General features: G+C 48.1%; 16 protein-coding genes and 3 pseudogenes. 13 read left to right on the top strand and 6 right to left on the bottom strand.

Annotation, left to right across the window (positions count from 1 at the left end; all coding sequences use genetic code 11):
• Positions 1-31: 31 nt before the first annotated feature.
• Positions 32-1,246 (top strand): annotated as a pseudogene (locus EQY_RS0113965) (MFS transporter); the annotation flags it as partial.
• 49 nt (positions 1,247-1,295) lie between these two features.
• Here EQY_RS0113965 and tsr read toward each other — a convergent pair.
• Complete coding sequence (tsr, locus tag EQY_RS0113970) at positions 1,296-2,957, bottom strand: methyl-accepting chemotaxis protein (protein ID WP_000919636.1); 1,662 nt, start codon at positions 2,955-2,957, stop codon at positions 1,296-1,298.
• A 545-nt stretch (positions 2,958-3,502) separates the two neighbouring features.
• Between tsr and btsT the strand changes: the two genes are divergently transcribed.
• The 3 genes from btsT to yjiA are packed head-to-tail and all read left to right on the top strand — an operon-like array spanning position 3,503 to position 6,873.
• A complete protein-coding gene (btsT, locus tag EQY_RS0113980) occupies positions 3,503-5,653 on the top strand; it encodes a pyruvate/proton symporter BtsT (protein WP_001314407.1) in 2,151 nt (716 codons plus the stop codon).
• Between the two features lie 49 nt (positions 5,654-5,702).
• Positions 5,703-5,906, top strand: a complete 204-nt coding sequence (locus tag EQY_RS0113985) for a YbdD/YjiX family protein (RefSeq protein ID WP_000467859.1) — start codon at positions 5,703-5,705, stop codon at positions 5,904-5,906.
• A gap of 10 nt (positions 5,907-5,916) precedes the next feature.
• Positions 5,917-6,873: a GTPase gene (yjiA, locus tag EQY_RS0113990; protein WP_001297640.1), complete on the top strand. Its 957-nt coding sequence runs from the start codon at positions 5,917-5,919 to the stop codon at positions 6,871-6,873.
• A gap of 68 nt (positions 6,874-6,941) precedes the next feature.
• Here the strand turns inward: yjiA and EQY_RS0113995 are convergent, their stop codons facing one another.
• Positions 6,942-8,594, bottom strand: coding sequence for a DUF262 domain-containing protein (locus tag EQY_RS0113995; protein ID WP_000387532.1), 1,653 nt, complete (start codon positions 8,592-8,594; stop codon positions 6,942-6,944).
• A gap of 266 nt (positions 8,595-8,860) precedes the next feature.
• On the opposite strand from EQY_RS0113995, the gene hsdR reads away from it, so the two are divergent.
• From hsdR to symE, 4 genes are all read left to right on the top strand, one after another.
• Positions 8,861-11,293 (top strand): EcoAI/FtnUII family type I restriction enzme subunit R, encoded by a 2,433-nt coding sequence (gene hsdR, locus EQY_RS0114000; protein ID WP_000819017.1) that lies wholly within the window; start codon positions 8,861-8,863, stop codon positions 11,291-11,293.
• A gap of 66 nt (positions 11,294-11,359) precedes the next feature.
• Positions 11,360-12,829, top strand: a complete 1,470-nt coding sequence (locus EQY_RS0114005) for an N-6 DNA methylase (RefSeq protein WP_024212575.1) — start codon at positions 11,360-11,362, stop codon at positions 12,827-12,829.
• Positions 12,829-14,439: a restriction endonuclease subunit S gene (locus EQY_RS0114010; protein ID WP_000110092.1), complete on the top strand. Its 1,611-nt coding sequence runs from the start codon at positions 12,829-12,831 to the stop codon at positions 14,437-14,439. Before EQY_RS0114005 ends, EQY_RS0114010 begins: the two co-directional genes overlap by 1 nt.
• A 221-nt stretch (positions 14,440-14,660) precedes the next feature.
• Positions 14,661-15,002 (top strand): endoribonuclease SymE, encoded by a 342-nt coding sequence (gene symE, locus EQY_RS0114015; RefSeq protein WP_000132638.1) that lies wholly within the window; start codon positions 14,661-14,663, stop codon positions 15,000-15,002.
• Positions 15,003-15,048: 46 nt separating this feature from the next.
• Here symE and EQY_RS26815 read toward each other — a convergent pair whose 3' ends face one another.
• The 3 genes and pseudogenes from EQY_RS26815 to EQY_RS0114025 form a co-directional block, all read right to left on the bottom strand.
• Positions 15,049-16,212 carry a GmrSD restriction endonuclease domain-containing protein gene (locus EQY_RS26815; RefSeq protein ID WP_237712268.1) on the bottom strand — a complete coding sequence of 388 codons (1,164 nt, stop codon included), beginning with the start codon at positions 16,210-16,212 and terminating at the stop codon, positions 15,049-15,051.
• 276 nt (positions 16,213-16,488) lie between these two features.
• Positions 16,489-17,142: pseudogene (locus EQY_RS26820) on the bottom strand (DUF262 domain-containing protein); the annotation flags it as partial.
• Between the two features lie 95 nt (positions 17,143-17,237).
• Positions 17,238-17,402, bottom strand: a complete 165-nt coding sequence (locus EQY_RS0114025) for a DUF1127 domain-containing protein (protein ID WP_038809012.1) — start codon at positions 17,400-17,402, stop codon at positions 17,238-17,240.
• 176 nt (positions 17,403-17,578) lie between these two features.
• Between EQY_RS0114025 and EQY_RS0114030 the strand changes: the two genes are divergently transcribed.
• Positions 17,579-18,991, top strand: a complete 1,413-nt coding sequence (locus EQY_RS0114030) for an aminotransferase-like domain-containing protein (RefSeq protein WP_000199289.1) — start codon at positions 17,579-17,581, stop codon at positions 18,989-18,991.
• Between the two features lie 246 nt (positions 18,992-19,237).
• On the opposite strand, the gene EQY_RS0114035 is transcribed toward EQY_RS0114030, so the two are convergent.
• Positions 19,238-20,203 carry an Rpn family recombination-promoting nuclease/putative transposase gene (locus EQY_RS0114035; protein ID WP_000181187.1) on the bottom strand — a complete coding sequence of 322 codons (966 nt, stop codon included), beginning with the start codon at positions 20,201-20,203 and terminating at the stop codon, positions 19,238-19,240.
• Between the two features lie 184 nt (positions 20,204-20,387).
• Here EQY_RS0114035 and EQY_RS0114040 point away from each other — a divergent pair, with 184 nt between their 5' ends.
• From EQY_RS0114040 to EQY_RS0114055, 4 genes and pseudogenes are all read left to right on the top strand, one after another.
• Complete coding sequence (locus EQY_RS0114040; RefSeq protein ID WP_024212576.1) at positions 20,388-21,668, top strand: DUF445 domain-containing protein; 1,281 nt, start codon at positions 20,388-20,390, stop codon at positions 21,666-21,668.
• A gap of 127 nt (positions 21,669-21,795) precedes the next feature.
• A pseudogene (locus EQY_RS26825) lies at positions 21,796-21,920 on the top strand (double-cubane-cluster-containing anaerobic reductase); the annotation flags it as partial.
• A gap of 170 nt (positions 21,921-22,090) precedes the next feature.
• Positions 22,091-22,948: an SdiA-regulated domain-containing protein gene (locus EQY_RS0114050; protein ID WP_024212577.1), complete on the top strand. Its 858-nt coding sequence runs from the start codon at positions 22,091-22,093 to the stop codon at positions 22,946-22,948.
• Between the two features lie 66 nt (positions 22,949-23,014).
• Complete coding sequence (locus EQY_RS0114055; RefSeq protein WP_000075229.1) at positions 23,015-24,193, top strand: MFS transporter; 1,179 nt, start codon at positions 23,015-23,017, stop codon at positions 24,191-24,193.
• Positions 24,194-24,294 lie beyond the last annotated feature (101 nt).

Here is a 24,294-nt window from a genome sequence, read left to right on the forward strand (position 1 = left end):
ACACTATCAGTAAGTTGGAGTCACTACCATTGCTGCGGTAATAAATTTTCTCGATCGCAGTTCGCTGTCGGTAGCAAATGTAACTATTCGTGGAGAGCTGGGGTTAAACGCCACCGAGATGGGCGCTTTACTCTCCGTGTTCTCGCTCTCTTACGGGATTGCGCAATTGCCCGCAGGCATACTGCTGGACCGCAAAGGCCCACGCCTGATGCTGGGGCTAGGGATGATCGTCTGGTCGCTGTTTCAGGCAATGTCTGGCATGGTGCACAGCCTGGCGCAGTTCGTGCTGATGCGCATAGGTATGGGGATCGGTGAGGCTCCCATGAACCCGTGCGGTGTTAAAGTGATTAACGACTGGTACAACATCAAAGAACGTGGACGCCCGATGGGCTTTTTCAACGCGGCCTCCGTCATTGGTATTGCCATAAGCCCGCCGATTCTGGCGGCGATAATGCTGGCCATCGGCTGGCGTGGGATGTTTATAACCATCGGCTTACTGGGCATTTTTCTCGCCATCGCCTGGTTTATGTTCTATCGCAACCGCGAGCAGGTGGTGCTGACCGCCGCTGAACAAACCTATCTCAACGCCGGTAGCGTCAATACCCGCCGCGACCCACTCACTTTTGCCGAATGGCGCAGCCTGTTTCGTAACCGCACAATGTGGGGAATGATGCTCGGTTTCAGTGGTATGAACTATGCGGGGTGGTTGTACATTGCCTGGTTGCCAGGTTACCTGCAAACAGTCTATCACCTGGATTTAAAAAGCACGGGCTTGATGGCAGCAATACCTTTCCTGTTTGGTGGGATCGGGATGCTACTCAACGGATATGTGACCGACTGGCTGGTCAAAGGCGGGATGAAGCCGATTAAGAACCGTAAGCTCTGTATTGTTACCGGGATGTTCATTTCAGCCGCCTTTACTCTGGTAGTACCACAAGCGACAACCCCCATGAGTGCGGTTCTGCTGATTGGCATGGCGCTGTTCTGCCTTCACTTTGCTGGAACCTCCTGCTGGGGGCTGGTTCACGTAGCGGTCGCTTCTCGCATGGCTGCGTCAGTGGGCAGTATCCAGAACTTTGCCAGCTTCATGTGTGCCTCATTAGCACCGATTATTACCGGTTTTATTGTCGATACCACTCACTCATTCCGTCTGGCGCTGCTCATCTGCGGTTGCGTCACCGCAGCAGGCGCGCTGGCGTACATCTTCATGGTACATCAACCCATTAGCGATCCGCATAAAGAGTAATCTCCCCTTGCCCGATAAGTCATCGCTTATCGGGCATTTTTTGTGGCAATTAAAACGTTTCCCAGTTATCCCCGCCATCAGCCACTACCGCTTTACGCGGCACAACCGGCGTCACCGTTTTTACCGCCAACGCTTCGCGCTGACGCTGTTGCTCTTGCTGAATACGAAATACAGCCACAGCTTCAGTCAGGCGGCTGGCCTGCTCTTCCAGCGCGGCAGCAGCAGCGGCTGACTCTTCCACCAGCGCAGCGTTCTGTTGCGTTACCCGGTCCATCTCAACAACCGCTAAACCAACCTGATCGATACCGCGACTCTGCTCATCAGAAGCGGAGGCTATTTCGCCCATGATATCGGTCACGCGGGTCACGGCGCTGACAATCTCCGCCATAGTTTCCCCGGCGCTTTCGACGAGTGTCGATCCGACATCCACTTTGCCAACCGAATCTTCAATCAGACTTTTAATTTCACGCGCCGCCTGGGCGCTACGCTGAGCCAGATTACGCACTTCTCCCGCGACCACCGCAAAACCACGCCCTTGTTCACCCGCACGCGCTGCTTCGACCGCCGCATTCAAGGCCAGAATATTAGTCTGGAAAGCAATACCGTCGATAACGCTGATAATATCGGCGATTTTCTGCGAACTGGTAGAGATATCGCGCATAGTTTGTACCACGCTATCGACCACATTACCGCCACGTTGTGCCGTTTCGGAAGCACTTAACGCCAGATGGCTTGCCTGTCGCGCGTTCTCGGCATTCTGTTTCACTGTCGCAGTCAATTGCTCCATGCTGGCTGCCGTCTCTTCTAACGAAGCGGCTTGCTGCTCAGTGCGTGAAGAGAGATCGTTATTACCGGTAGCGATTTCGCTGGCTCCGCTATAGATGGCATTTGCACCATTACGCACATCACCCACGGTACGTACCAGTTCACTTTGCATATGGCGCAAACTCTCTGCCAGTTGCCCCACTTCATTGGAGCCATCTACCTCGATCGGTTTCACCAGATCGCCGCCAGCAATATGACGAATGTTGTCGATCAGGCGATTCATCGGCGCTACCAGCGACGTTTTAATACCAAACCAGACGACGAAGATGACCGCCAGTACGACGATCAGAACACCCGCCAGCACCCACATTGCCTGGTTAAAGGCAGCATTATTATCAGCGACGGCGATGTCATAGAGACGATCGTTTTGCTGCATGTACGCCATATACTGCTTCTCGAAACCGTCCTGATATCCCTGAGTAGGTTGGTCAAAAAACTCGTTGATTTTGCCCGCCCCTAACAACTGGATCAGCTCCGCCAGTGCATTGTGATAGATATCGTAATTACGTTTGATCTCCGTAGCAGCCGCTGTGCTCTGATGCAAGTTACGCGGTAGTGCTTCGTAATCTGCCCAGTCTTTTTCCGCGTGTTTCAACGAAATAGTGGCACTCTGCATCAGCTCGGCGACGGTTGAACCGCTGCCAATATTGTTCTGATCCATCATGTAGCGGATACCCGCACGGTTGAGGGTGTTACGCGTCTGCAACAACGCAACCCAACTGCCATTTAGCGTAGATTGCTGCTGGCGAATGGTTTGTAAGACGGAGAGATTTTCTTTGTCCTTTTTTAAAGCGTTAAAGAACAGGCTGCCTGATGTCAGTTGCAAAAGGCCGAAAACGGCCAAAACCAGCAGTAAGCTGGTCACGATCCTGATACGTTTTAACATGGTTTCTCTTTTCCTGTTGACCGATAGCAGAATTTTCGGCCTGGAATGAGAAAACTTTATAGGTAGCGACCTGAAATTGATTAAATTTACCTCACTTTTTTATTTTTGTTCAAAAATACAATAACCACGTATTGATATATTTTTCTTTCTTATTTTTCACATTAGCTGTATCTATTTTGAACGTGAGGATATTTGCCAATAGATTAATATTATTGGCCAAAATAATATTATCAGTGAGGAAATGGGGTTTTAATATATATAGCATGAATATAATTTTTATATGAGTAACACAACTGAGGGCTAAAAATCGCTTCGGTTGTGATCAATATCACATAAATAGCCTTCATAAACCTTGCTCAATACCGCTCAACCGCAAAACTGACCGCTTACGTCCCTAATTTAACCACTCAGTTATTTACCTTACTTTACGCGCGCGTAACTCTGGCAACATCACTGCAGGATAGCGGTCAATTTACCTCCTCAAACGCAACGCAAACCTAGAACGGCTTCGGCCAACTATTAATCAATACATGCCAGGTTTTACTATGGATACTAAAAAGATATTCAAGCACATACCCTGGGTGATTCTTGGAATCATCGGTGCATTCTGCCTCGCGGTAGTTGCATTACGTCGGGGGGAGCACGTCAGCGCCCTATGGATCGTGGTCGCCTCTGTGTCGGTGTATCTGGTGGCTTATCGCTACTACAGCCTATACATCGCCCAGAAAGTGATGAAACTCGACCCCACGCGCGCGACGCCTGCGGTTATTAACAACGACGGTCTGAACTACGTTCCGACCAACCGTTACGTGTTGTTTGGTCACCACTTCGCCGCTATCGCCGGTGCCGGTCCGCTGGTTGGTCCGGTTCTCGCCGCGCAGATGGGCTACCTGCCAGGTACGCTGTGGCTGCTGGCGGGGGTGGTGCTGGCCGGTGCGGTTCAGGACTTTATGGTGCTGTTTATCTCCTCTCGCCGTAACGGCGCATCTCTCGGTGAGATGATTAAAGAAGAGATGGGGCCAGTACCGGGGACTATCGCGCTGTTTGGCTGTTTCTTAATCATGATCATCATCCTTGCCGTCCTGGCGCTGATTGTGGTTAAAGCCCTGGCCGAAAGTCCGTGGGGTGTCTTCACTGTTTGCTCAACCGTACCGATTGCGCTGTTTATGGGTATCTACATGCGCTTTATCCGTCCGGGGCGTGTGGGTGAAGTCTCTGTCATTGGTATCGTGCTGCTGGTTGCCTCTATCTACTTCGGTGGCGTGATTGCTCACGATCCGTACTGGGGTCCGGCACTGACCTTTAAAGACACCACCATTACCTTCGCGCTGATAGGCTATGCGTTTGTTTCCGCACTGCTGCCGGTGTGGCTGATCCTCGCACCGCGCGACTATCTGGCAACCTTCCTGAAAATTGGCGTTATCGTCGGCCTGGCGCTGGGTATCGTGGTACTGAACCCGGAACTGAAAATGCCTGCGATGACCCAGTACATTGACGGTACTGGCCCGCTGTGGAAAGGCGCTCTGTTCCCGTTCCTGTTCATCACCATCGCCTGTGGTGCGGTATCTGGCTTCCACGCACTGATCTCTTCCGGTACGACGCCGAAACTGCTGGCTAACGAAACCGACGCGCGTTTCATTGGCTACGGCGCAATGCTGATGGAGTCCTTCGTGGCGATTATGGCGCTGGTTGCTGCGTCCATCATCGAACCGGGTCTTTACTTCGCGATGAATACCCCGCCTGCGGGTCTCGGCATCACCATGCCTAACCTGCATGAAATGGGGGGCGAGAACGCGCCGATCATCATGGCGCAGCTGAAAGACGTTACCGCACACGCGGCAGCAACCGTCAGCTCCTGGGGCTTCGTGATTTCGCCAGAGCAGATCCTGCAAACCGCGAAAGACATTGGTGAACCTTCTGTCCTGAACCGTGCAGGTGGTGCGCCGACGCTGGCGGTAGGTATCGCGCACGTGTTCCACAAAGTGCTGCCGATGGCTGACATGGGCTTCTGGTATCACTTCGGTATTCTGTTCGAAGCACTGTTCATCCTGACCGCACTGGATGCCGGTACGCGTTCTGGCCGCTTTATGCTGCAAGACCTGCTGGGCAACTTCATCCCGTTCCTGAAAAAAACCGACTCTCTGGTTGCCGGTATCATCGGTACTGCGGGCTGTGTGGGTCTGTGGGGCTACCTGCTGTATCAGGGCGTGGTCGATCCGCTGGGCGGCGTTAAGAGCCTGTGGCCGCTGTTCGGTATCTCCAACCAGATGCTGGCAGCCGTGGCACTGGTTCTGGGCACCGTTGTGCTGATTAAGATGAAGCGCACCCAATACATCTGGGTAACTGTTGTTCCGGCGGTATGGCTGCTTATCTGCACCACCTGGGCGCTGGGTCTGAAACTGTTCAGCACCAACCCGCAGATGGAAGGCTTCTTCTACATGGCAAGCCAGTACAAAGAGAAGATTGCTAACGGTACTGACCTGACGGCGCAGCAGATTGCCAACATGAACCACATCGTTGTGAACAACTACACCAACGCGGGTCTGAGTATTCTGTTCCTGATTGTGGTGTACAGCATCATCTTCTACGGTTTCAAAACCTGGCTGAAGGTGCGTAACAGCGACAAACGTACTGACAAAGAAACGCCGTACGTTCCAATCCCGGAAGGCGGCGTGAAGATCTCTTCGCACCACTAACCGTGTTTAGCCCCGCTTCGGCGGGGCTTTGTTCTTATCAGAGTGAACTATGTTTGGTAACTTAGGACAGGCAAAAAAATATCTCGGCCAGGCGGCGAAGATGTTGATTGGCATTCCAGACTACGACAACTACGTCGAGCATATGAAGACCAACCATCCCGACAAGCCGTACATGAGCTATGAAGAATTCTTCCGCGAACGCCAGAACGCACGCTACGGCGGCGATGGTAAAGGCGGTATGCGCTGTTGTTAATGGAGAGAGCATGAACCCGATTGCAGTTACCCTACTCACCGGTTTTTTAGGCGCGGGCAAAACCACCCTGCTGCGCCATATTCTTAACGAACAACACGGCTACAAGATTGCCGTGATTGAAAACGAATTCGGCGAAGTCTCCGTTGACGATCAATTAATTGGCGACCGCGCCACGCAGATCAAAACGCTGACCAACGGCTGCATCTGCTGTTCGCGCTCCAACGAGCTGGAAGACGCGCTACTCGACCTGCTGGATAATCTCGACAAGGGCAATATTCAGTTCGACCGTCTGGTGATTGAATGCACCGGCATGGCCGATCCCGGCCCGATTATTCAGACCTTTTTCTCCCATGAGATTTTATGCCAGCGTTACCTGCTGGACGGCGTGATTGCGCTGGTGGATGCGGTACATGCCGATGAGCAGATGAACCAGTTCACCATCGCCCAGTCACAGGTTGGCTACGCTGACCGTATTCTGCTGACCAAAACCGACGTCGCTGGCGAAGCAGAAAAACTGCGTGAACGTCTGGCGCGCATCAACGCCCGCGCACCGGTCTACACCGTCACCCACGGCGACATCGACCTGGGCCTGCTGTTCAACACCAACGGTTTTATGCTGGAAGAGAACGTCGTCAGCACCAAGCCACGTTTCCACTTTATCGCGGATAAACAAAACGATATTTCGTCGATTGTGGTGGAACTGGACTACCCGGTAGATATCAGCGAAGTTTCCCGCGTTATGGAAAACCTGCTGCTGGAGTCGGCGGATAAACTACTGCGTTACAAAGGGATGCTATGGATTGACGGCGAACCTAACCGCCTGCTGTTCCAGGGCGTCCAGCGCCTCTACAGCGCCGACTGGGATCGCCCGTGGGGCGATGAAAAACCGCATAGCACGATGGTGTTTATCGGGATTCAGCTGCCAGAGGAAGAGATAAGGGCGGCGTTTGCGGGGTTGAGGAAGTAAGTTCGAGAAAGATCAACTTTTCGAGAGTTCCACCGCAACATTATTACGTGTGGAACTCTTTAGATATGTCAGACCAACCAAAGCTTCTTCAATTGCGTTTTCATTTTTTCATGTCTCATTTTCAGTTCAGCCAATCCCCATTCTGAAGAATTACAAACATCTTTTGTTAAATCAAAAGAGCTTTTACTATTAAGTTTCTCATAAATAGATTTCTTTTTGATAAAATCATAGTGTTGTGCTTCAGAATTTTTGGAGCCACTTATGAGTGTCAAATTACCTATTTTATGCAACCAGTAGACATGCTCTTGAGGTTGGAATCTATTAATCCAGTATTCATTAACTAATGCTTGGGGAAGAATATGCTCAATTGTGATTCGCCCTGTATAGGTTTTAATCACACTCTCATCTTGTTGCTCCATATCTAAGCGAAGCAAAATTGCTTTTATTAAGTTCACTTGATTCGGACGAGGCTCATATAAATCTTCATCCAGAGCAGCTATAAAACCTGAATTATCTGCATGTTGGTTTATCTGATTTATCACAGAATCAAAAGGCATATCATTATTTATTGCGACCAGAGCTGAATAACAAACCATTTCTCTTTGGCTTTTAATTTGTTTCTTTAACCACCCATGCATATACACCTTCTCAAAGGCTGTAATAAATTGCGAAAAATCATCCAAATTAAAATCTTCTGTACGAGCCATCCGATTCATGAATGCCATAACCGGAGGAATCCACTCATCTACCCCTAAATTACTTAGCGATGCAATTTTTCGTCGTATTGAAGGATGTTCAAAATCATTCTCTAATATCTTAGTATAATTTTTTGCAGAATTAACCAACATCAGTGACATAGCAATAGCATCTCCATCAAATTGCTGTTGGAGATTTTCAATAAAAGCTTCAAAACCTTTTTGTAACACCCTGTCACGATCTTTTTTCTCGGAAAGCTTATGAAGAGTAAGAAATTTATCAAGCCGTCTCACTCCAACCATATCTTCAATTTGCGACCATGCTGATTCTATTTGCTCTGATTTTTTATTATGCGTAGAAGCTGATTCAAACAATGCATTTTTTAAAAGGTCTGCATTACTTAAAGGTAAACCACGACTATTTAATACATTAAAGAGTCTAAATGATGATGCGAAATCATCTGTTTGCACAAATACGATATATACATTTTGCAAAATATATTTAGCAAGCAACTTCAACTCATCAACAGATAATCGCAACAAATAATCTCTAATTGTTTCAGCGTTGCTAATGAATACTAACTCAGTATCCGATGGTTTTTCAGGTTTATAATCTTTCGAATCCTGCAGTATGTAATATTTATAAAGGTCATACTCTTTTTTTCTTACAATTAGTCTTGGTTCATCTGTTTCATCAGAATAAACATCAATAGGCAGAACTCTTTTTTGCAAATCATCTTTTATCCCCTGAATCGGGATGATTTTTTTTAGCTCAGAGACAATAATGCTTAACGTTGTAAGACGTTGTTGCCCATCTACAACTTCATACTGATTTTGCCCTTTATTGATACAAATCATACTCCCAATAAAATATTCATTCTCTTCTGATTGAGAGCTTTTATAAATGTCATCAATGAGTTGCTCTGCATTATCTACCGTCCAACTGTAAGGACGCTGATAAGAAGGAATAATAAACTTTTTGTTTTCAGTAAGGATATCCTGCACCTTACATTCTTTAGCTTCCATTTTGTATACTCAATTAAACAATCAACAATAACATTATCTTTCCTGCTCGAAAGAAACGCAACTATAAGATTTTTATATATTTTGTTAGAGATGATACGGTTCCTGTAACTTCTGTTTATCTGGCTCTGATATACCCAGATTAATTCAAGCAAGGTATAACAGAGATCTCTGTTACGTACTTCACGTTGAAACACCGCCCTAAGTCATAGCCAGCCTATTGATTTTATGTACAATCAGAATCGTCCTGATAAAAGCGAGAACACCCCATGGCGGAACTGAACCTAAGTAACCTGACGGAAGCAGACATCATTACCAAATGCGTTATGCCAGCCATTCTCAATGCAGGCTGGGACAACACAACGCAAATCAGACAGGAGGTCAAACTCCGGGACGGTAAAGTCATCGTACGTGGTAAAGTTGCGGCACGCAGAACGGTAAAATCTGCTGACATCGTGCTGTATCACAAACCAGGCATTCCCTTAGCCGTGATTGAAGCAAAAGCCAACAAACATGAAATTGGCAAAGGGATGCAACAAGGCATTGAATACGCGCGCCTGCTGGACGTTCCTTTTGTTTTTGCCACCAACGGTGATGGCTTTATCTTCCGCGATGCTACCGCAGCCGAAGGTGAATGCCTTGAAAAGCAAATAACGCTGGATGACTTCCCCTCCCCCGCTGAACTCTGGCAAAAATTCTGCCTCTGGAAAGGATACACACAAGCTCAGCTTCCGGTGATTACTCAGGACTATTACGACGATGGCAGCGGTAAATCGCCACGTTATTACCAGCTTCAGGCAATCAACAAAACCATAGAAGCCGTCTCCAACGGGCAAAACCGTGTTCTGCTGGTAATGGCGACCGGAACAGGGAAAACCTATACCGCATTCCAGATCATCTGGCGCCTGTGGAAATCAAAAAATAAAAAACGCATTCTGTTCCTTGCCGATCGCAACATTCTGGTCGACCAAACCAAAAATAATGATTTCCAGCCATTTGGTACGGCAATGACCAAAGTCAGCGGGCGCACCATTGATCCCGCTTATGAAATACACCTCGCACTCTATCAGGCTATAACTGGCCCGGAGGAAGACCAAAAAGCGTTTAAACAAGTCGCACCAGATTTCTTCGATCTGATCGTGATCGACGAATGCCATCGCGGCAGCGCATCCGAAGACAGCGCCTGGCGAGAGATCCTTGATTATTTCAGCTCCGCCACCCAAATTGGCTTAACCGCCACGCCAAAAGAGACCCATGAAGTCTCCAGCACGGATTACTTCGGCGATCCGGTTTACGTCTACTCGCTAAAAGAAGGGATCGAAGACGGCTTCCTCGCCCCTTATAAAGTTGTCCGTGTTGATATTGATGTTGATCTGCAAGGCTGGCGCCCAACCAAAGGGCAAACTGACTTAAACGGCGAAGTGATCGACGATCGTATCTATAACCAGAAAGATTTCGATCGCACAATGGTAATCGACGAACGCACAGAACTGGTTGCCAGAACCATTACCGACTACCTCAAGCGCACCAACCCGATGGATAAAACCATCGTCTTCTGTAACGACATCGATCATGCAGAACGTATGCGCCGCGCCCTGGTTAATCTCAACCCGGAGCAGGTGAAAAAGAACGACAAATACGTCATGAAAATTACCGGTGATGATGAAATTGGCAAAGCTCAGTTGGATAACTTCATCAACCCGAAAAAACCGTACCCGGTTATCGCGACCACTTCAGAGCTGATGACCACCGGTGTGGATGCTAAAACCTGCAAACTGGTAGTACTGGATCAGAACATCCAGTCGATGACCAAATTCAAGCAGATTATCGGTCGTGGTACACGCATCGACGAACGTTACGGCAAACTCTGGTTTACCATCCTCGACTTTAAAAAAGCCACCGAACTGTTTGCCGATGAGCGTTTCGATGGCATTCCCGAAAAAGTCATGGATACCACACTAGAGGATATCGCCGATCCAGAATCTGATTTTGAAGAGAAACTCGAAGAAATCAGCGAACATGACGAAGAGCAGGTGACAGGCGTTGATGAACCGCCTGCGCCGCCATACCAGGTTACCGATACCGATGATGTTGGCCCACTTCCGGAAGAAGACGAGAAGAAAATCCGCAAGTTTCACGTCAATGGCGTGGCGGTGGGCGTTATTGCACAGCGCGTTCAGTATTACGATGCCGACGGAAAACTGGTTACCGAATCCTTTAAAGATTACACCCGTAAAACACTGCTCAAAGAATATGCCTCGCTGGATGACTTTACCCGCAAGTGGCAGGACGCCGATCGCAAAGAAGCGATCATTCACGAGCTGGAGCAACAGGGGATCATCTGGGAAGTGCTGGCAGAAGAAGTCGGTAAAGATCTCGACCCGTTCGACATGCTTTGCCACGTAGTGTATGGTCAGCCGCCGTTAACCCGCAAAGAGCGCGCCGAGAACGTGCGCAAGCGGAACTACTTCACAAAATACTCTGAAGCAGCGCAAGCCGTGCTCGATAATCTGCTGGATAAATACGCCGATGCGGGCGTACAGGAGATCGAAAGTATTCAGGTGCTGAAACTTAAACCATTCGACAGCATGGGCACCTTACCGGAGATTATTAAAACCGGATTTGGCGACCGTAACGGGTATAATCAGGCGCTCAGCGAGCTGGAAAACGAAATCTACCAATTACCGCCCCGCTCTGCTTAACAACTCTCTTTTGCGCCTTCTGCAACCATCATGTTGCAGAAGGCCTTGTTTTTCATGGAATACAACATGTCTATCAGTTCAGTAATCAAATCATTACAAGATATTATGCGCAAAGATGCCGGTGTGGACGGCGATGCGCAGCGTCTCGGTCAGCTCTCCTGGCTGCTGTTTTTGAAAATCTTCGATGCCCAGGAAGAGGCGCTGGAACTGGAGCAGGATAACTATCAATATCCGATCCCACAGCGTTATTTATGGCGCAGTTGGGCCGCAAACGCTCAGGGCATTACCGGTGATTCCCTGCTGGAATTCGTTAATGATGATCTGTTCCCGGCGTTGAAAAACCTCACTGCGCCTATCGATAAAAACCCACGCGGCTACGTGGTGAAGCAGGCGTTCAGCGATGCCTATAACTATATGAAAAACGGTACGCTACTGCGTCAGGTGATCAACAAGCTGAACGAAATTGACTTTACCAGCGCCAGCGAACGCCATCTGTTTGGTGATATTTACGAACAGATCCTTAAAGATCTGCAATCTGCGGGCAATGCGGGCGAATTCTATACTCCACGCGCCGTCACTCGCTTTATGGTGGATCGCGTTGATCCGAAACTCGGCGAATCCATTATGGACCCGGCCTGCGGTACGGGTGGTTTTCTTGCCTGCGCGTTCGATCATGTAAAGAACAAATACGTGAAGAGCGTCGCCGATCATCAGACGCTGCAACAACAGATCCACGGTGTTGAGAAAAAACAGCTTCCGCACCTGCTGGCGACCACCAATATGCTGCTGCACGGCATTGAAGTACCGGTACAAATTCGTCACGACAACACCCTGAACAAACCGCTTTCCTCCTGGGATGAGCAACTGGATGTCATTGTTACCAACCCGCCGTTTGGTGGCACGGAAGAAGACGGTATTGAGAAGAACTTTCCGGCAGAGATGCAAACCCGCGAAACGGCGGATCTGTTCCTGCAACTGATTGTGGAAGTACTGGCGAAAAACGGTCGTGCGGCGGTGGTATTGCCGGATGGCACGCTATTTGGCGAAGGCGTTAAAACCAAAATCAAAAAGCTACTTACCGAAGAGTGCAACCTGCATACCATCGTGCGTTTACCGAATGGTGTGTTTAATCCCTATACCGGCATTAAAACCAACCTGTTGTTCTTTACCAAAGGTCAACCAACCAAAGAGATTTGGTTCTATGAACATCCGTATCCGGCGGGCGTGAAAAACTACAGCAAAACCAAGCCGATGAAGTTTGAAGAGTTTCAGGCGGAGATCGACTGGTGGGGCAACGAGGCTGATGGTTTTGCCAGCCGCGTCGAGAATGAGCAGGCTTGGAAAGTCAGCATTGATGATGTCATTGCGCGTAACTTCAATCTGGATATTAAAAACCCACATCAGGCGGAAACCGTCAGCCATGATCCGGACGAACTGTTAGTGCAGTATGCAAAACAGCAGGCGGAGATCCAGACGCTGCGTAATCAACTTCGCGATATTCTTGGCGCTGCGCTGTCTGGCAAGGAGGTTCACTGATGAGTGTGGAAAAGCTGATCGTTGATCATATGGAAACCTGGACCTCGGCGTTGCAAACCCGTTCCACCGCCGGGCGCGGCAGTTCCGGTAAAATTGATTTGTATGGCATTAAGAAATTACGTGAGCTGATTCTGGAACTGGCGGTGCGCGGTAAACTGGTGCCGCAGGATCCGAATGATGAACCCGCGTCGGAGCTGCTGAAGCGTATTGCGGCGGAAAAAGCAGAGCTGGTGAAGCAAGGCAAAATTAAAAAGCAAAAATCACTGCCGGAAATTAGCGAGGAAGAGAAGCCATTTGAATTGCCGGAGGGATGGGAGTGGGTGCGGTTTGAAACAGTCCTAGACTTTAGTGGCGGTAGTCAACCACCAAAATCTTATTTCATTGAAGAATCAAAAGAAGGGTACGTTCAATTAATTCAAATTAGAGATTTGGGTGATTCTCCCCAACCTATATATATTCCTGCAGACAAAGCTTCAAAATTCTGTACTTCAAAAGATATACTAATTGGTCGTTACGGTGCATCTGTTGGTAAGGTATTTTGGGGAAAAGATGGAGCATATAACGTAGCTCTAATAAAAATAGACAATTCACTTAATCTTTACGTTACTAGTTTTCTTTTCTGGTTACTGAAAAGCCCGCTAGGTCAAAGTTTATTTTCTGGAGTTTCACGTTCTGCACAAGATGGTTTCAATAAATCTGATATTGCAGCCAAACTACTTCCTGTACTATCGCATAAAGAACAAAATAGAATAATTATAAAAATCAATGAATTAATGTCCCTCTGCGACCAACTGGAACAGCAATCCTTGACCAGCCTGGACGCACATCAGCAACTGGTTGAAACACTGTTAGGAACGCTTACAGACAGCCAAAACGCAGAGGAACTGGCTGAAAACTGGGCGCGTATTAGCGAGCATTTCGACACCCTATTTACCACCGAAGCCAGCGTGGATGCGTTAAAACAGACCATTCTTCAACTGGCCGTAATGGGTAAGTTGCTAAATAATACGAATAATGCAGATTATAAAAAACTTAGAACATATCTTTCATTTGGGCCAAAAAATGGACTTTCTCCTGTTGAATCCAAAAAAGAAACACAATTAAAAGTCTTAAAACTTGGAGCGACATCTTATGGACAATTAAATTTGAATGAAACAAAGTTTGTAGATGTCGATATAGAAAAAGATAGTCATCTTTTTCTTAAAAAAGGTGACATTTTAATTCAACGGGGAAATTCTGCAAACTTTGTCGGTTGTAACGTGCTAATTAATGAAGATTACAAAAATATTATTTATCCAGATCTCATGATGAAAATACGAACAAATGATAATCTACTACCTGAATATGCTTCGATTTGGTTATCATCGCCTCTCGTTCGTAACTTTATGTGGGACAGAATGACAGGAACATCTGGAACAATGCCGAAAATTAGCAAAAAAATTGTCGAAGAAATACAAATTATTGTTCCAGAAATTTCTATTCAACAAAAATGGATAACTACTGTTAATTTAATGCTGGATATATGTTCGGAAATTAAATATCGTCTCCATAAAGCCAAACAAACCCAACTGCACCTTGCAGACGCACTCACTGACGCGGCGATAAACTAATTTCCTCGCCCTCAAAAAACCAATAAAGCGGCTAAATAGCCGCTTTATTCACATCACCAAAAATTATATTTCACGCTAATTTTCATCTTATTTTTCATTAATTTTTAGCTGGACTTTCCCTGTATTTACTGATGATATATCCAGGTATTTAGCGCGGTGCGGATGTGCGCCAACACACCCGCACCGCTAATCACAATCCCTATTTCTAAGGAATAGTAATCATGACTGACACGCATTCTATTGCACAACCGTTCGAAGCAAAAGTCTCCCCGGCAAATAACCGTCAATTAACCGTGAGTTATGCGAGTCGCTACCCGGATTACAGCCGTATTCCCGCCATCACCCTGAAAGGTCAGTGGCTGAAAGCCGCCGGTTTTGCCACCGGCACGGCGGTAGATGTCAAAGTAATGGAAGGCTGTATTGTCCTCACCGCCCAACCACCCACCGCCGAAGAGAGCGAACTGATGCAGTCACTGCGCCAGGTGTGCAAGCTGTCGGCACGTAAACAAAAGCAGGTGCAGGAATTTATTGGGGTGATTGCCGGTAAACAGAAAGTCGCCTGATAGATTGACCCGGTAGCGCCAGTGCTACCGGGTATTATTCGCCGCGTTATACCAACGCACTCTCCATCTGTTTTTCAAATGCCTGACGAATTAATCCCATAATGTAAGGAAGTTGTGCGAGGTCGCTGAAACCAATTTCCACATCACCATTGCCCCAGCACCCAACATTTGTCACATCTTTGGCAATACCTTTCGGATCGACCAGTTCATGAAACTGCATATTAAGCGACAATCGCAGTCGGCTTTTTTGCGGCACAACATCAACAAAATTCGTTTCCGCTTTAAACGCAATATACAGCTTTAAAACTTCCTGTGTGATCCCTGCGTCCAGGCGCATAACTTCATCGCGAAGATGATCGAATAACACCCGGCTATGCGAACCATCAGCAAGGAAAGGATAATCACTCAGGCTGTAACTGGTTTTGTTCTCCGGCTGACCCCGATAAACAGCTAATACCTCTTCAGGAAGAGAAGGCGCTTGCCAGACCTGAACCGCGAGATCGGCCAGACGATCGGCTCGGGCGCGAATGGCGGCTTCATCCCATTTTTCGCACTGTCCAAGACCGATATTCAAATAGAGCGGGCTATGCTTAAAGCCGTCTTCAATATCGCGTTTTTCCGCGAAAGGTCTGTCACTGTAGCGGGAGTTATAGCGCGTTAAAGTGAGATTCCCCAACGTATGCAACAATTCTTTATGAATACGCTGCCAGTCGCTTCCCAGCTCTTCGCGCCATTTAGCCGACAGATTTTCGTTCTGCGGCATAATGTGTTCAATCGTAAACTCTTCCACGCGCTCTCTGCGTTTATCGTTTTCCAGTCGTCGTAACCAGTAGCTGCGACTGCGGAAGTTATAGAGATCGCGAACTTTTAATTCCCGTTTAAATTCATCATCGTTGGGAAAACGACGATATGAAGGCAGGTTCATAAAATGTACCTGAATGCTTTCCAGATATTTTTCTTTATTAATGACTTTATAAAAAGTGGCAAACGTCTTGTTCAAAGAATTCGTCGGAATTGCACACACTGCACGGCGGAAAACATAAGATTCAATTAAACGAATTATGCGCAGGAAATCTTCGTGAGACAAAACGCCATTTTTATAGTCATGATAAAGCGCCAGTAAGAAAGGATACGCAACATCGACCTTTAACTCGCGCAAATCCTGAAAAGCCGTGGCAAGCGATTTGTCACTTTCCTTACCCAATGCCATTGCACAGTAATACTCCGCGTAGATGTGTATATCTTCAACCAGCCGATCTACACCTTTTTCAGCAACACTCTGGCTGCGGGCATGTAGTTTAAATGCCTCATAGACTTCATCTGTCCGAGGGATCTCCCCCGTTTTTACCGTCAGATAATGACGCATAAAACTGTCAAAATATTCGCTGTAACCTTGCTGACCAAAAGCGATTTCCATTGGACGCCAGTGATCTTCATACAACCGGGTTTGATGCTCTGGTTCGAGGCCCATCAGAATAAAATTGCGCACCAGATCGGCCTGACTTAACGCCTTACCGGTGGAGTTCATACTTTCAAAAATCAGTTGCGGATTATCCTGACCACGATTAAGCGCCACATCGACAATTAATAACTTTGCTAACCCACGACATAAGGGGATCAAATCATCACCGAGTTTGGCAATTTGCTCATCAAAGAAAGTAAAGTTTTCCATTATTCGATGGGAATAGTTTTCTGGCATTGGTCTTTGTTTTATTAATGCCAGCAAACTGTCTTTATCGGTCTCGGTCAACAGTAATTTAAATCCTTTCTCACCGGACTCATAAGGATTGAGTAAATAATAATTACGCAATTTCATTGCCGAAAAGCCATCAAAAACTTCTTCTTCGCCAAGATGGCGCGATAAAGCCTCAATCAGCAACATTGCGGTCGTCAGCCGCTGTTGACCATCAATGACCAGCAACGGAGAAATACCGGAAACCTGATACAACCCCTGCTCTATATAAACAACCGAACCGATAAAATGCGCTGATATATCATCACGCTTTCCGGCACGAATGATGTCGTCCCAAAGTTGCCGACATTGTTGCTCTGTCCATGAATAGGTGCGTTGATAAATGGGAATAACAAACTGCTGCGAACGTTTTAAAAAATCGAGTAAACGGGCTTCTGTTGCTTTCATTCTGACGTCTTTCCGTGAAGCGATGATTTCACAATAATAAACACTTCCTTGTGAAGGTTATAGAGAAATCCTGTTTATCCGCGACGAACAGCCCCTCACTCCACATCCTCCCTGCGTAACCCAATATCCCTCAACCGTTCATCACTCATCTGCTGTAACACCCGCCGGGTCTGCTTTTTCAGCCACCAGCTTCGCACCGCCTGCCAGAGTTGCACGAAGCCGATAAACGGCGCTTTGGCTCTGTTTTCGTGAAATTCCATCTGCTGCCTCCTCATCTTTCAGAGGCTTAATCATCCGCCTTCTGGCAGTTCACAATACAGATGCAAATATTACTTTTATTTAACATACAGGCAGGTTAAAACAGCATCTGCATCCGGTTTTTTAGCCTCATCTGTACCGGTTTTTCTCTCTGTATGCTCCAAATAAGGAATACAGCATGACGCGTTATCAACATCTGGCTACTCTGCTTGCCGAACGGATTGAGCAAGGGCTGTATCGTCACGGGGAGAAATTGCCGTCGGTGCGCAGCTTAAGTCAGGAGCACGGCGTCAGTATCAGCACCGTGCAGCAGGCGTATCAGACGCTGGAAACGATGAAGCTCATCACTCCGCAGCCGCGTTCGGGTTATTTTGTCGCGCAACATAAAGCCCAGCCACCAGTGCCGCCAATGACGCGTCCGGTGCAGCGCCCGGTAGAGATTACCCAGTGGGATCAGGTGCTGGATATGCTGGAAGCGCATAGCGACAGTTCCATTGTTCCGTTCAGTAAAAGCACGCCGGATGTCGAAGCGCCCAGCCTGAAACCGCTCTGGCGGGAGCTAAGCCGGGTGGTGCAGCATAATCTGCAAACCGTTCTCGGTTATGACTCATTAGCCGGTCAGCGGGTATTGCGCGAGCAGATTGCCCGTCTGATGCTCGACAGCGGTTCGGTAATCACCGCCGATGACATCATCATCACCAGCGGCTGCCATAACTCGATGTCGCTGGCGTTAATGGCGGTGTGTAAACCGGGCGATATTGTCGCGGTCGAATCCCCGTGTTATTACGGTTCAATGCAGATGCTTCGCGGTATGGGCGTGAAAGTGATTGAAATCCCAACCGATCCAGAAACCGGTATCAGCGTTGAAGCTCTGGAACTGGCGCTGGAACAGTGGCCGATTAAAGGCATCATTCTGGTGCCAAACTGCAATAATCCGCTGGGATTTATTATGCCGGACGCCCGCAAACGAGCCGTTCTCTCTCTCGCTCAGCGTCATGATATTGTGATTTTTGAAGATGATGTCTACGGCGAACTGGCAACGGAGTATCCACGCCCGCGTACTATTCATTCATGGGATATCGATGGTCGGGTGCTGCTGTGCAGTTCGTTCAGTAAAAGCATTGCGCCAGGCCTGCGCGTGGGCTGGGTCGCGCCGGGGCGATATCACGATAAACTGCTGCATATGAAATACGCCACCAGCAGCTTTAATGTACCGTCCACGCAAATGGCGGCGGCGACGTTTGTGCAGGAAGGTCACTATCATCGCCATATCCGGCGGATGCGGCAGAATTATCAGCGCAATATGGCGCTTTATACCTGCTGGATACGGGAATATTTTCCCTGCGAAATCTGTATTACGCGCCCGAAAGGCGGATTTTTACTGTGGATAGAATTGCCTGAACAGGTCGATATGGTCTGCGTCGCGCGGCAATTGTGCCGCATGAAAATCCAGGTGGCGGCAGGCTCGATTTTCTCAGCTTCCGGTAAATACCGTAATTGCCTGCGCATCAACTGCGCTTTGCCGCTCAGCGAAACCTACCGCGAAGCACTGAAGCAAATTGGCGAGGCCGTGTATCGGGCAATGGAATAAATACGGCATCTTAACGACGCGCCTGAATTTCCTCTGACGAATAGCTTGTGGCTCGTTTTGTCTCTATAGCAACATCTCTACGTTCCAGCATGGCTTAGGCAAAAAGCGTTTTGTTCATGCCGGATGCAGCGCGAGCGCCTTATCCGGCATACAGAATATTGCAAATTCAATATATGGCATGGGCTATGTAAGCCTGATAAGCGTAGCGCATCAGGAAGTTTGGCGTTTGTCATCAGTCTCTGATTATTATTCGATCCCTGAATCGCGGTAACTGTCAGGCAAAGACTGACCTAATGCCTGTATTTGCTCTGATGAATGTCCGGTAATCTTTTGTATCCATTCAGGATCTGCACCATTTTGCAAAAATAATCGGAGAAGGCGCTGTTCCCCTTCTTCTTTACCTTCTTCTTTGCCTTCGATCCTCCCTTCTTCCCTTCCCAACAGCCATCCCGCATTATGAATTCGCTCTGCAATCGTCATGATTCGCTCCCTGTGTTGTGGCATTCGCCTGGTAAGTTCGCTGATAAACTCCTTAAAACTCGCTTCATCACCAGCCAGTAAAATGTAATTTAACAGCGCGGTTATCTGGCTGTCATTAGCGCACTCTGTAACCAGTAATGCTACCAGTTGATCAATCAGCCCCATCATATTGCGCTGGCGGATATGCTTTTGGATCAACTCCAGTAGGGCAACTCTGCGATGCTGAACAATCTCGTCGTCCGGCACCACAGTGATATCCACCAGCGGGAACGCAGCGGTATAAAGTTTCCGAGCGGTAATCGGGTCGGCAAATTCGTCCAGCCAGCACAAAGACCAGGGGTAAGGACTACGACTGCCGTGATAAAACAGCATCGGAATGACCAGCGGTAGTGGTCGGCGTTTATCATGCTCTATATGACGCTGCATCACCGCCATGGAATATCGCATCAGGCGAAAGGCCATATGAATATCCTCGCGGCTCTGATGTTCAATCACCACATAGATATAACCATCGCCTTCGCGGGTCTTTACCGACCATAAAATATCGGAGTGCAGCGCCCGCAATTTTTCATCGACAAAGCTGGCTGATTCCAGTTTTAAGGTGTCGAGATCGCACAGTTCACGTAAACCTTTTGGTAAGTGGATCTCCATAAAATCCCGCGCGGTGTCAGGGTGCGTGAGAAAAGATTTAAATAATGCGTCATGTGGCGTACTGGTGGTGAAGTTTGTCATGGCGATCCGTCACCTGTTGAAGAGATAGTCCGACTTTAGCGATTCCTAATTCCGCTCACACCCGGCAATATCTCATTCCCCGAGGCGCTTTCCAGGCTATTTTTGTTCTCCTGCAAGCGATACATTTTTCTGGAAGGCATCTCGATTTTTGCGTGAACCTGCCGTCAGGCTCTATTCTTACGATATGAATAAAATCATTGAACTCCGACGCGCCAAAATGCTGGCGCTCTCTTTACTGCTCGTTGCTGCCGCGACTTTTATCGTTACGCTTTTTTTGCCCCCCAATTTTTGGGTGAGCGGCGTGAAGGCGATTGCGGAGGCGGCAATGGTCGGCGCTCTGGCTGACTGGTTTGCGGTGGTGGCGCTGTTTCGCCGCGTGCCGATTCCGATTATTTCTCGCCATACGGCGATTATCCCGCGTAATAAAGACCGGATTGGCGAAAATCTCGGGCAGTTCGTACAGGAAAAATTTCTCGATACCCAATCCCTGGTGGCGTTAATTCGTCGTCATGAACCGGCGTTGTTAATCGGTAACTGGTTTAGTCAGCCAGAAAACGCCCGCCGCGTTGGGCAGCATCTTTTGCAGATCATGAGTGGTTTTCTCGAACTTACCGATGATGCGCGTATTCAGCGTCTGCTTAAGCGCGCGGTGCATCGGGCGATTGATAAAGTGGATCTTTCCGGCACCAGTGCGTTAATGCTGGAAAGCATGACCAAAAACGATCGTCATCAGGTGCTGCTGGATACTCTGATCGCACAACTGATCGCCCTGCTCCAGCGCGATAAATCACGCAAATTTATCGCCCAACAGATCGTCCGCTGGCTGGAGAGCGAGCATCCGCTGAAAGCGAAAATTTTGCCGACTGAATGGCTGGGTGAACACAGTGCAGAACTGGTTTCTGACGCAGTTAATTCTTTGCTTGATGATATCAGCCGCAATCGCGCGCATCAGATCCGCCATGCGTTTGATCGCGCTACCTTTGCGCTGATCGATAAGCTGAAAAACGATCCGGAAATGGCGGCGCGCGCCGACAATATCAAAGCGTATCTGAAAGAAGATGAAGCGTTTAACCGCTATCTCGGTGAATTGTGGGGGGATTTGCGGGAATGGTTGAAGGCCGATATCAATAGCGAAGATTCTCGCGTGAAGGAACGTATCGCGCGGGCGGGTCAATGGTTTGGCGAGACGTTAATTGCCGATGATGCCTTGCGGGCGTCGTTAAATGGTCATCTCGAACAGGCTGTGCACCGCGTCGCACCAGAGTTTTCGGCATTCCTGACACGCCACATTACTGACACGGTGAAAAGCTGGGATGCGCGGGATATGTCGCGGCAAATCGAGTTAAATATCGGCAAAGATCTCCAGTTTATCCGCGTCAACGGTACGCTGGTTGGTGGTTGTATTGGATTGATACTGTATCTTTTATCGCAAATCCCGACTTTGTTACCCCTCGGCAATTTTTAACCGCGAGAGAGAACAAATAAAGCAAACTCAAATCATGGTAATAATGCGGCCTTTTTCATTGTCTCCCGTGTACGGGGAAGGAAAATCATGCCATTTGTCGCCATTTTCGAGCAGTTCTCCGAAATGCGGCATTCCGCTGGTCGGCACTTACTGCACGTTTATGCCGCAGAAGATGCTAACGGCCTGCGATGCGGTTGCTCCACCTCAACTGAAACTCTCGAAGAAGCAGAGAAAGAGCCTGCGCAATCTTTGTCATTGCGCAACGAGCTGAATGCGATATCTGCCTGCATTCGTCAGTAACAGGAAGAAAGACAGCGACAGGAAATGCATTGCGCATTACGATCTGGCTCCGCGTTAAGGATTCATTAAGATCACTACGTATACTTATCGATATCTTATTGATTTTGTTGGATGGATATGCCATGACAAAAAGGTTTTCGTTAAGTAAACGTATCAGCATTATTATTCTTTTTGCCATTGTGGCAGTGTGTGCTTTCTTCGTGCAATCTTGCGCTCGCAAAAGCAGTTATCCCGCAGGGTTTCAAAATTACCACGTGACTATTGATGGCAAAGAGATTGCAGGTGTAACGAATAATATCTCCTCACTGACCTGGTCTGCGCAGAGTAATACCCTGTTTAGCACTATCAATAAACCTGCGGCGATTGTTGAAATGACCACGAATGGGGATCTGCTCCGCACCATTCCTCTGGATTTTGTGAAAGATCTCGAGACTATCGAATATATTGGTGATAATAAATTCGTCATCAGTGATGAACGCGATTATGCCATTTATGTGATTTCACTTAATGAAAAGTCAGAAGTAAAAATCCTCAAAAAAATAAAAATTCCGTTACAGGAAACGCCAACCAATAGTGGTTTTGAAGGGCTGGCTTATTCTCGCCAGGATCACACCTTCTGGTTTTTTAAAGAGAAAAATCCGATTGAGGTCTACAAAGTTAACGGGCTACTAAGTAGCAATGAATTGCACATCAGCAAAGACAAGGAACTACAACGTCAATTTACTTTAGATGATGTGTCCGGCGCAGAATTTAACCAACAAAAAAATACGCTTCTGGTGCTGTCTCATGAATCACGCGCACTCCAGGAAGTAACGCTGGCTGGCGAGGTTATCGGTGAAATGTCACTAACCAAAGGCAGTCGGGGTTTGTCACATAACATCAAACAGGCTGAAGGGATTGCGATGGATGCCTCTGGCAATATTTATATCGTTGGCGAACCGAATCGTTTTTATCGCTTTACCCCTACATCATCACATTAACAGACTGGCATGTTTCACCTTTTTGTTATTAACTTGTTAACAACAAAAAGACAAGCAAGGTAAAACATGTCCCCGTCATCGCATCCCGTAGAACGCTTTTCCTTCAGCACCGCGCTTTTCGGGATGCTGGTTCTGACCTTAGGTATGGGGTTAGGTCGCTTTCTTTATACGCCGATGCTGCCAGTTATGCTGGCGGAGGGGCAGTTTTCATTTAACGAACTATCGTGGATTGCCAGCGGCAACTACGCTGGGTATCTGGCTGGAAGCCTGTTGTTTTCATTCGGCGCATTTCATTTACCCTCACGTCTGCGCCCGTTTTTATTGGCTTGCGCCCTGGCAACCGGCTTGTTGATCCTCGCGATGGCGTGGTTGCCGTCGTTTATTCTGGTGTTGTTGGTTCGCTTTCTGGCGGGTATCGCCAGCGCCGGGATGTTGATTTTCGGCTCGACGCTCATCATGCAACATACCCGCCATCCTTTTGTACTTGCGGCACTGTTTTCTGGCGTTGGTGTTGGCATCGCACTAGGCAATGAATATGTGCTGGCTGGGCTGCATTTTGCCCTCTCCTCGCAAACGCTATGGCAAGGTGCCGGGGCGCTTTCTGGCATGATATTGATTGTACTGGCGCTTTTGATCCCCTCGAAAAAAAACACCATCACGCCTGCGCCGTTAGCAAAAACCAATCAACAACCTATGAGCTGGTGGTTGCTGGCTATTCTGTACGGTCTGGCGGGTTTTGGTTATATCATCGTTGCCACTTATCTGCCGCTCATGGCGAAAGACGCCGGCCTGCCGTTACTGACCGCCCATCTCTGGACGCTGGTCGGCTTGTCGATTGTGCCAGGCTGCTTTGGCTGGTTGTGGGCAGCAAAACATTGGGGGGCGTTACCCTGCCTGACGGTGAATTTGCTGGTACAGGCTATCTGCGTACTGTTAACCCTCGCCAGCAGTTCTCCTTTATTACTCATCATCAGCAGTATTGGCTTTGGCGGCACCTTTATGGGCACGACCTCGCTGGTGATGACCATCGCCCGCCAGCTTAGTGTGCCGGGAAATCTCAACCTGTTAGGCTTTGTGACGCTTATTTATGGCATTGGGCAAATTCTCGGCCCGGCACTGACCAGTATGCTCGGCAACGGAACGTCGGCGCTCGCCAACTCCACGCTTTGTGGCGCAGCGGCGCTGTTTATTGCCGCGCTCATCAGCACAGTGCAATTATTTAAGCTGCAAACGGCGACTTCATAAGGGGGGATTTTTCTCCCCGCCATACCAGAGAAGAGCGCCCTGGTATTTTCCTTTGGGGCATTTCCCTTGCCAGTCAAGAAACTCAACCGCAATAGTTGCTG

It is taken from the genome of Escherichia sp. TW14182 (assembly GCF_000208525.1).
GTDB lineage: Bacteria > Pseudomonadota > Gammaproteobacteria > Enterobacterales > Enterobacteriaceae > Escherichia > Escherichia ruysiae.

What these genes read in the sequence shown, in the direction of transcription:
- tsr (WP_000919636.1), bottom strand. Translation starts at nt 2,957, where the DNA reads ATGTTAAAACGTATCAGGATCGTGACCAGCTTACTGCTGGTTTTGGCC.
- btsT (WP_001314407.1), top strand. Translation starts at nt 3,503, where the DNA reads ATGGATACTAAAAAGATATTCAAGCACATACCCTGGGTGATTCTTGGA.
- EQY_RS0113985 (WP_000467859.1), top strand. Translation starts at nt 5,703, where the DNA reads ATGTTTGGTAACTTAGGACAGGCAAAAAAATATCTCGGCCAGGCGGCG.
- yjiA (WP_001297640.1), top strand. Translation starts at nt 5,917, where the DNA reads ATGAACCCGATTGCAGTTACCCTACTCACCGGTTTTTTAGGCGCGGGC.
- EQY_RS0113995 (WP_000387532.1), bottom strand. Translation starts at nt 8,594, where the DNA reads ATGGAAGCTAAAGAATGTAAGGTGCAGGATATCCTTACTGAAAACAAA.
- hsdR (WP_000819017.1), top strand. Translation starts at nt 8,861, where the DNA reads ATGGCGGAACTGAACCTAAGTAACCTGACGGAAGCAGACATCATTACC.
- EQY_RS0114005 (WP_024212575.1), top strand. Translation starts at nt 11,360, where the DNA reads ATGTCTATCAGTTCAGTAATCAAATCATTACAAGATATTATGCGCAAA.
- EQY_RS0114010 (WP_000110092.1), top strand. Translation starts at nt 12,829, where the DNA reads ATGAGTGTGGAAAAGCTGATCGTTGATCATATGGAAACCTGGACCTCG.
- symE (WP_000132638.1), top strand. Translation starts at nt 14,661, where the DNA reads ATGACTGACACGCATTCTATTGCACAACCGTTCGAAGCAAAAGTCTCC.
- EQY_RS26815 (WP_237712268.1), bottom strand. Translation starts at nt 16,212, where the DNA reads ATGGCATTGGGTAAGGAAAGTGACAAATCGCTTGCCACGGCTTTTCAG.
- EQY_RS0114025 (WP_038809012.1), bottom strand. Translation starts at nt 17,402, where the DNA reads ATGGAATTTCACGAAAACAGAGCCAAAGCGCCGTTTATCGGCTTCGTG.
- EQY_RS0114030 (WP_000199289.1), top strand. Translation starts at nt 17,579, where the DNA reads ATGACGCGTTATCAACATCTGGCTACTCTGCTTGCCGAACGGATTGAG.
- EQY_RS0114035 (WP_000181187.1), bottom strand. Translation starts at nt 20,203, where the DNA reads ATGACAAACTTCACCACCAGTACGCCACATGACGCATTATTTAAATCT.
- EQY_RS0114040 (WP_024212576.1), top strand. Translation starts at nt 20,388, where the DNA reads ATGAATAAAATCATTGAACTCCGACGCGCCAAAATGCTGGCGCTCTCT.
- EQY_RS0114050 (WP_024212577.1), top strand. Translation starts at nt 22,091, where the DNA reads ATGACAAAAAGGTTTTCGTTAAGTAAACGTATCAGCATTATTATTCTT.
- EQY_RS0114055 (WP_000075229.1), top strand. Translation starts at nt 23,015, where the DNA reads ATGTCCCCGTCATCGCATCCCGTAGAACGCTTTTCCTTCAGCACCGCG.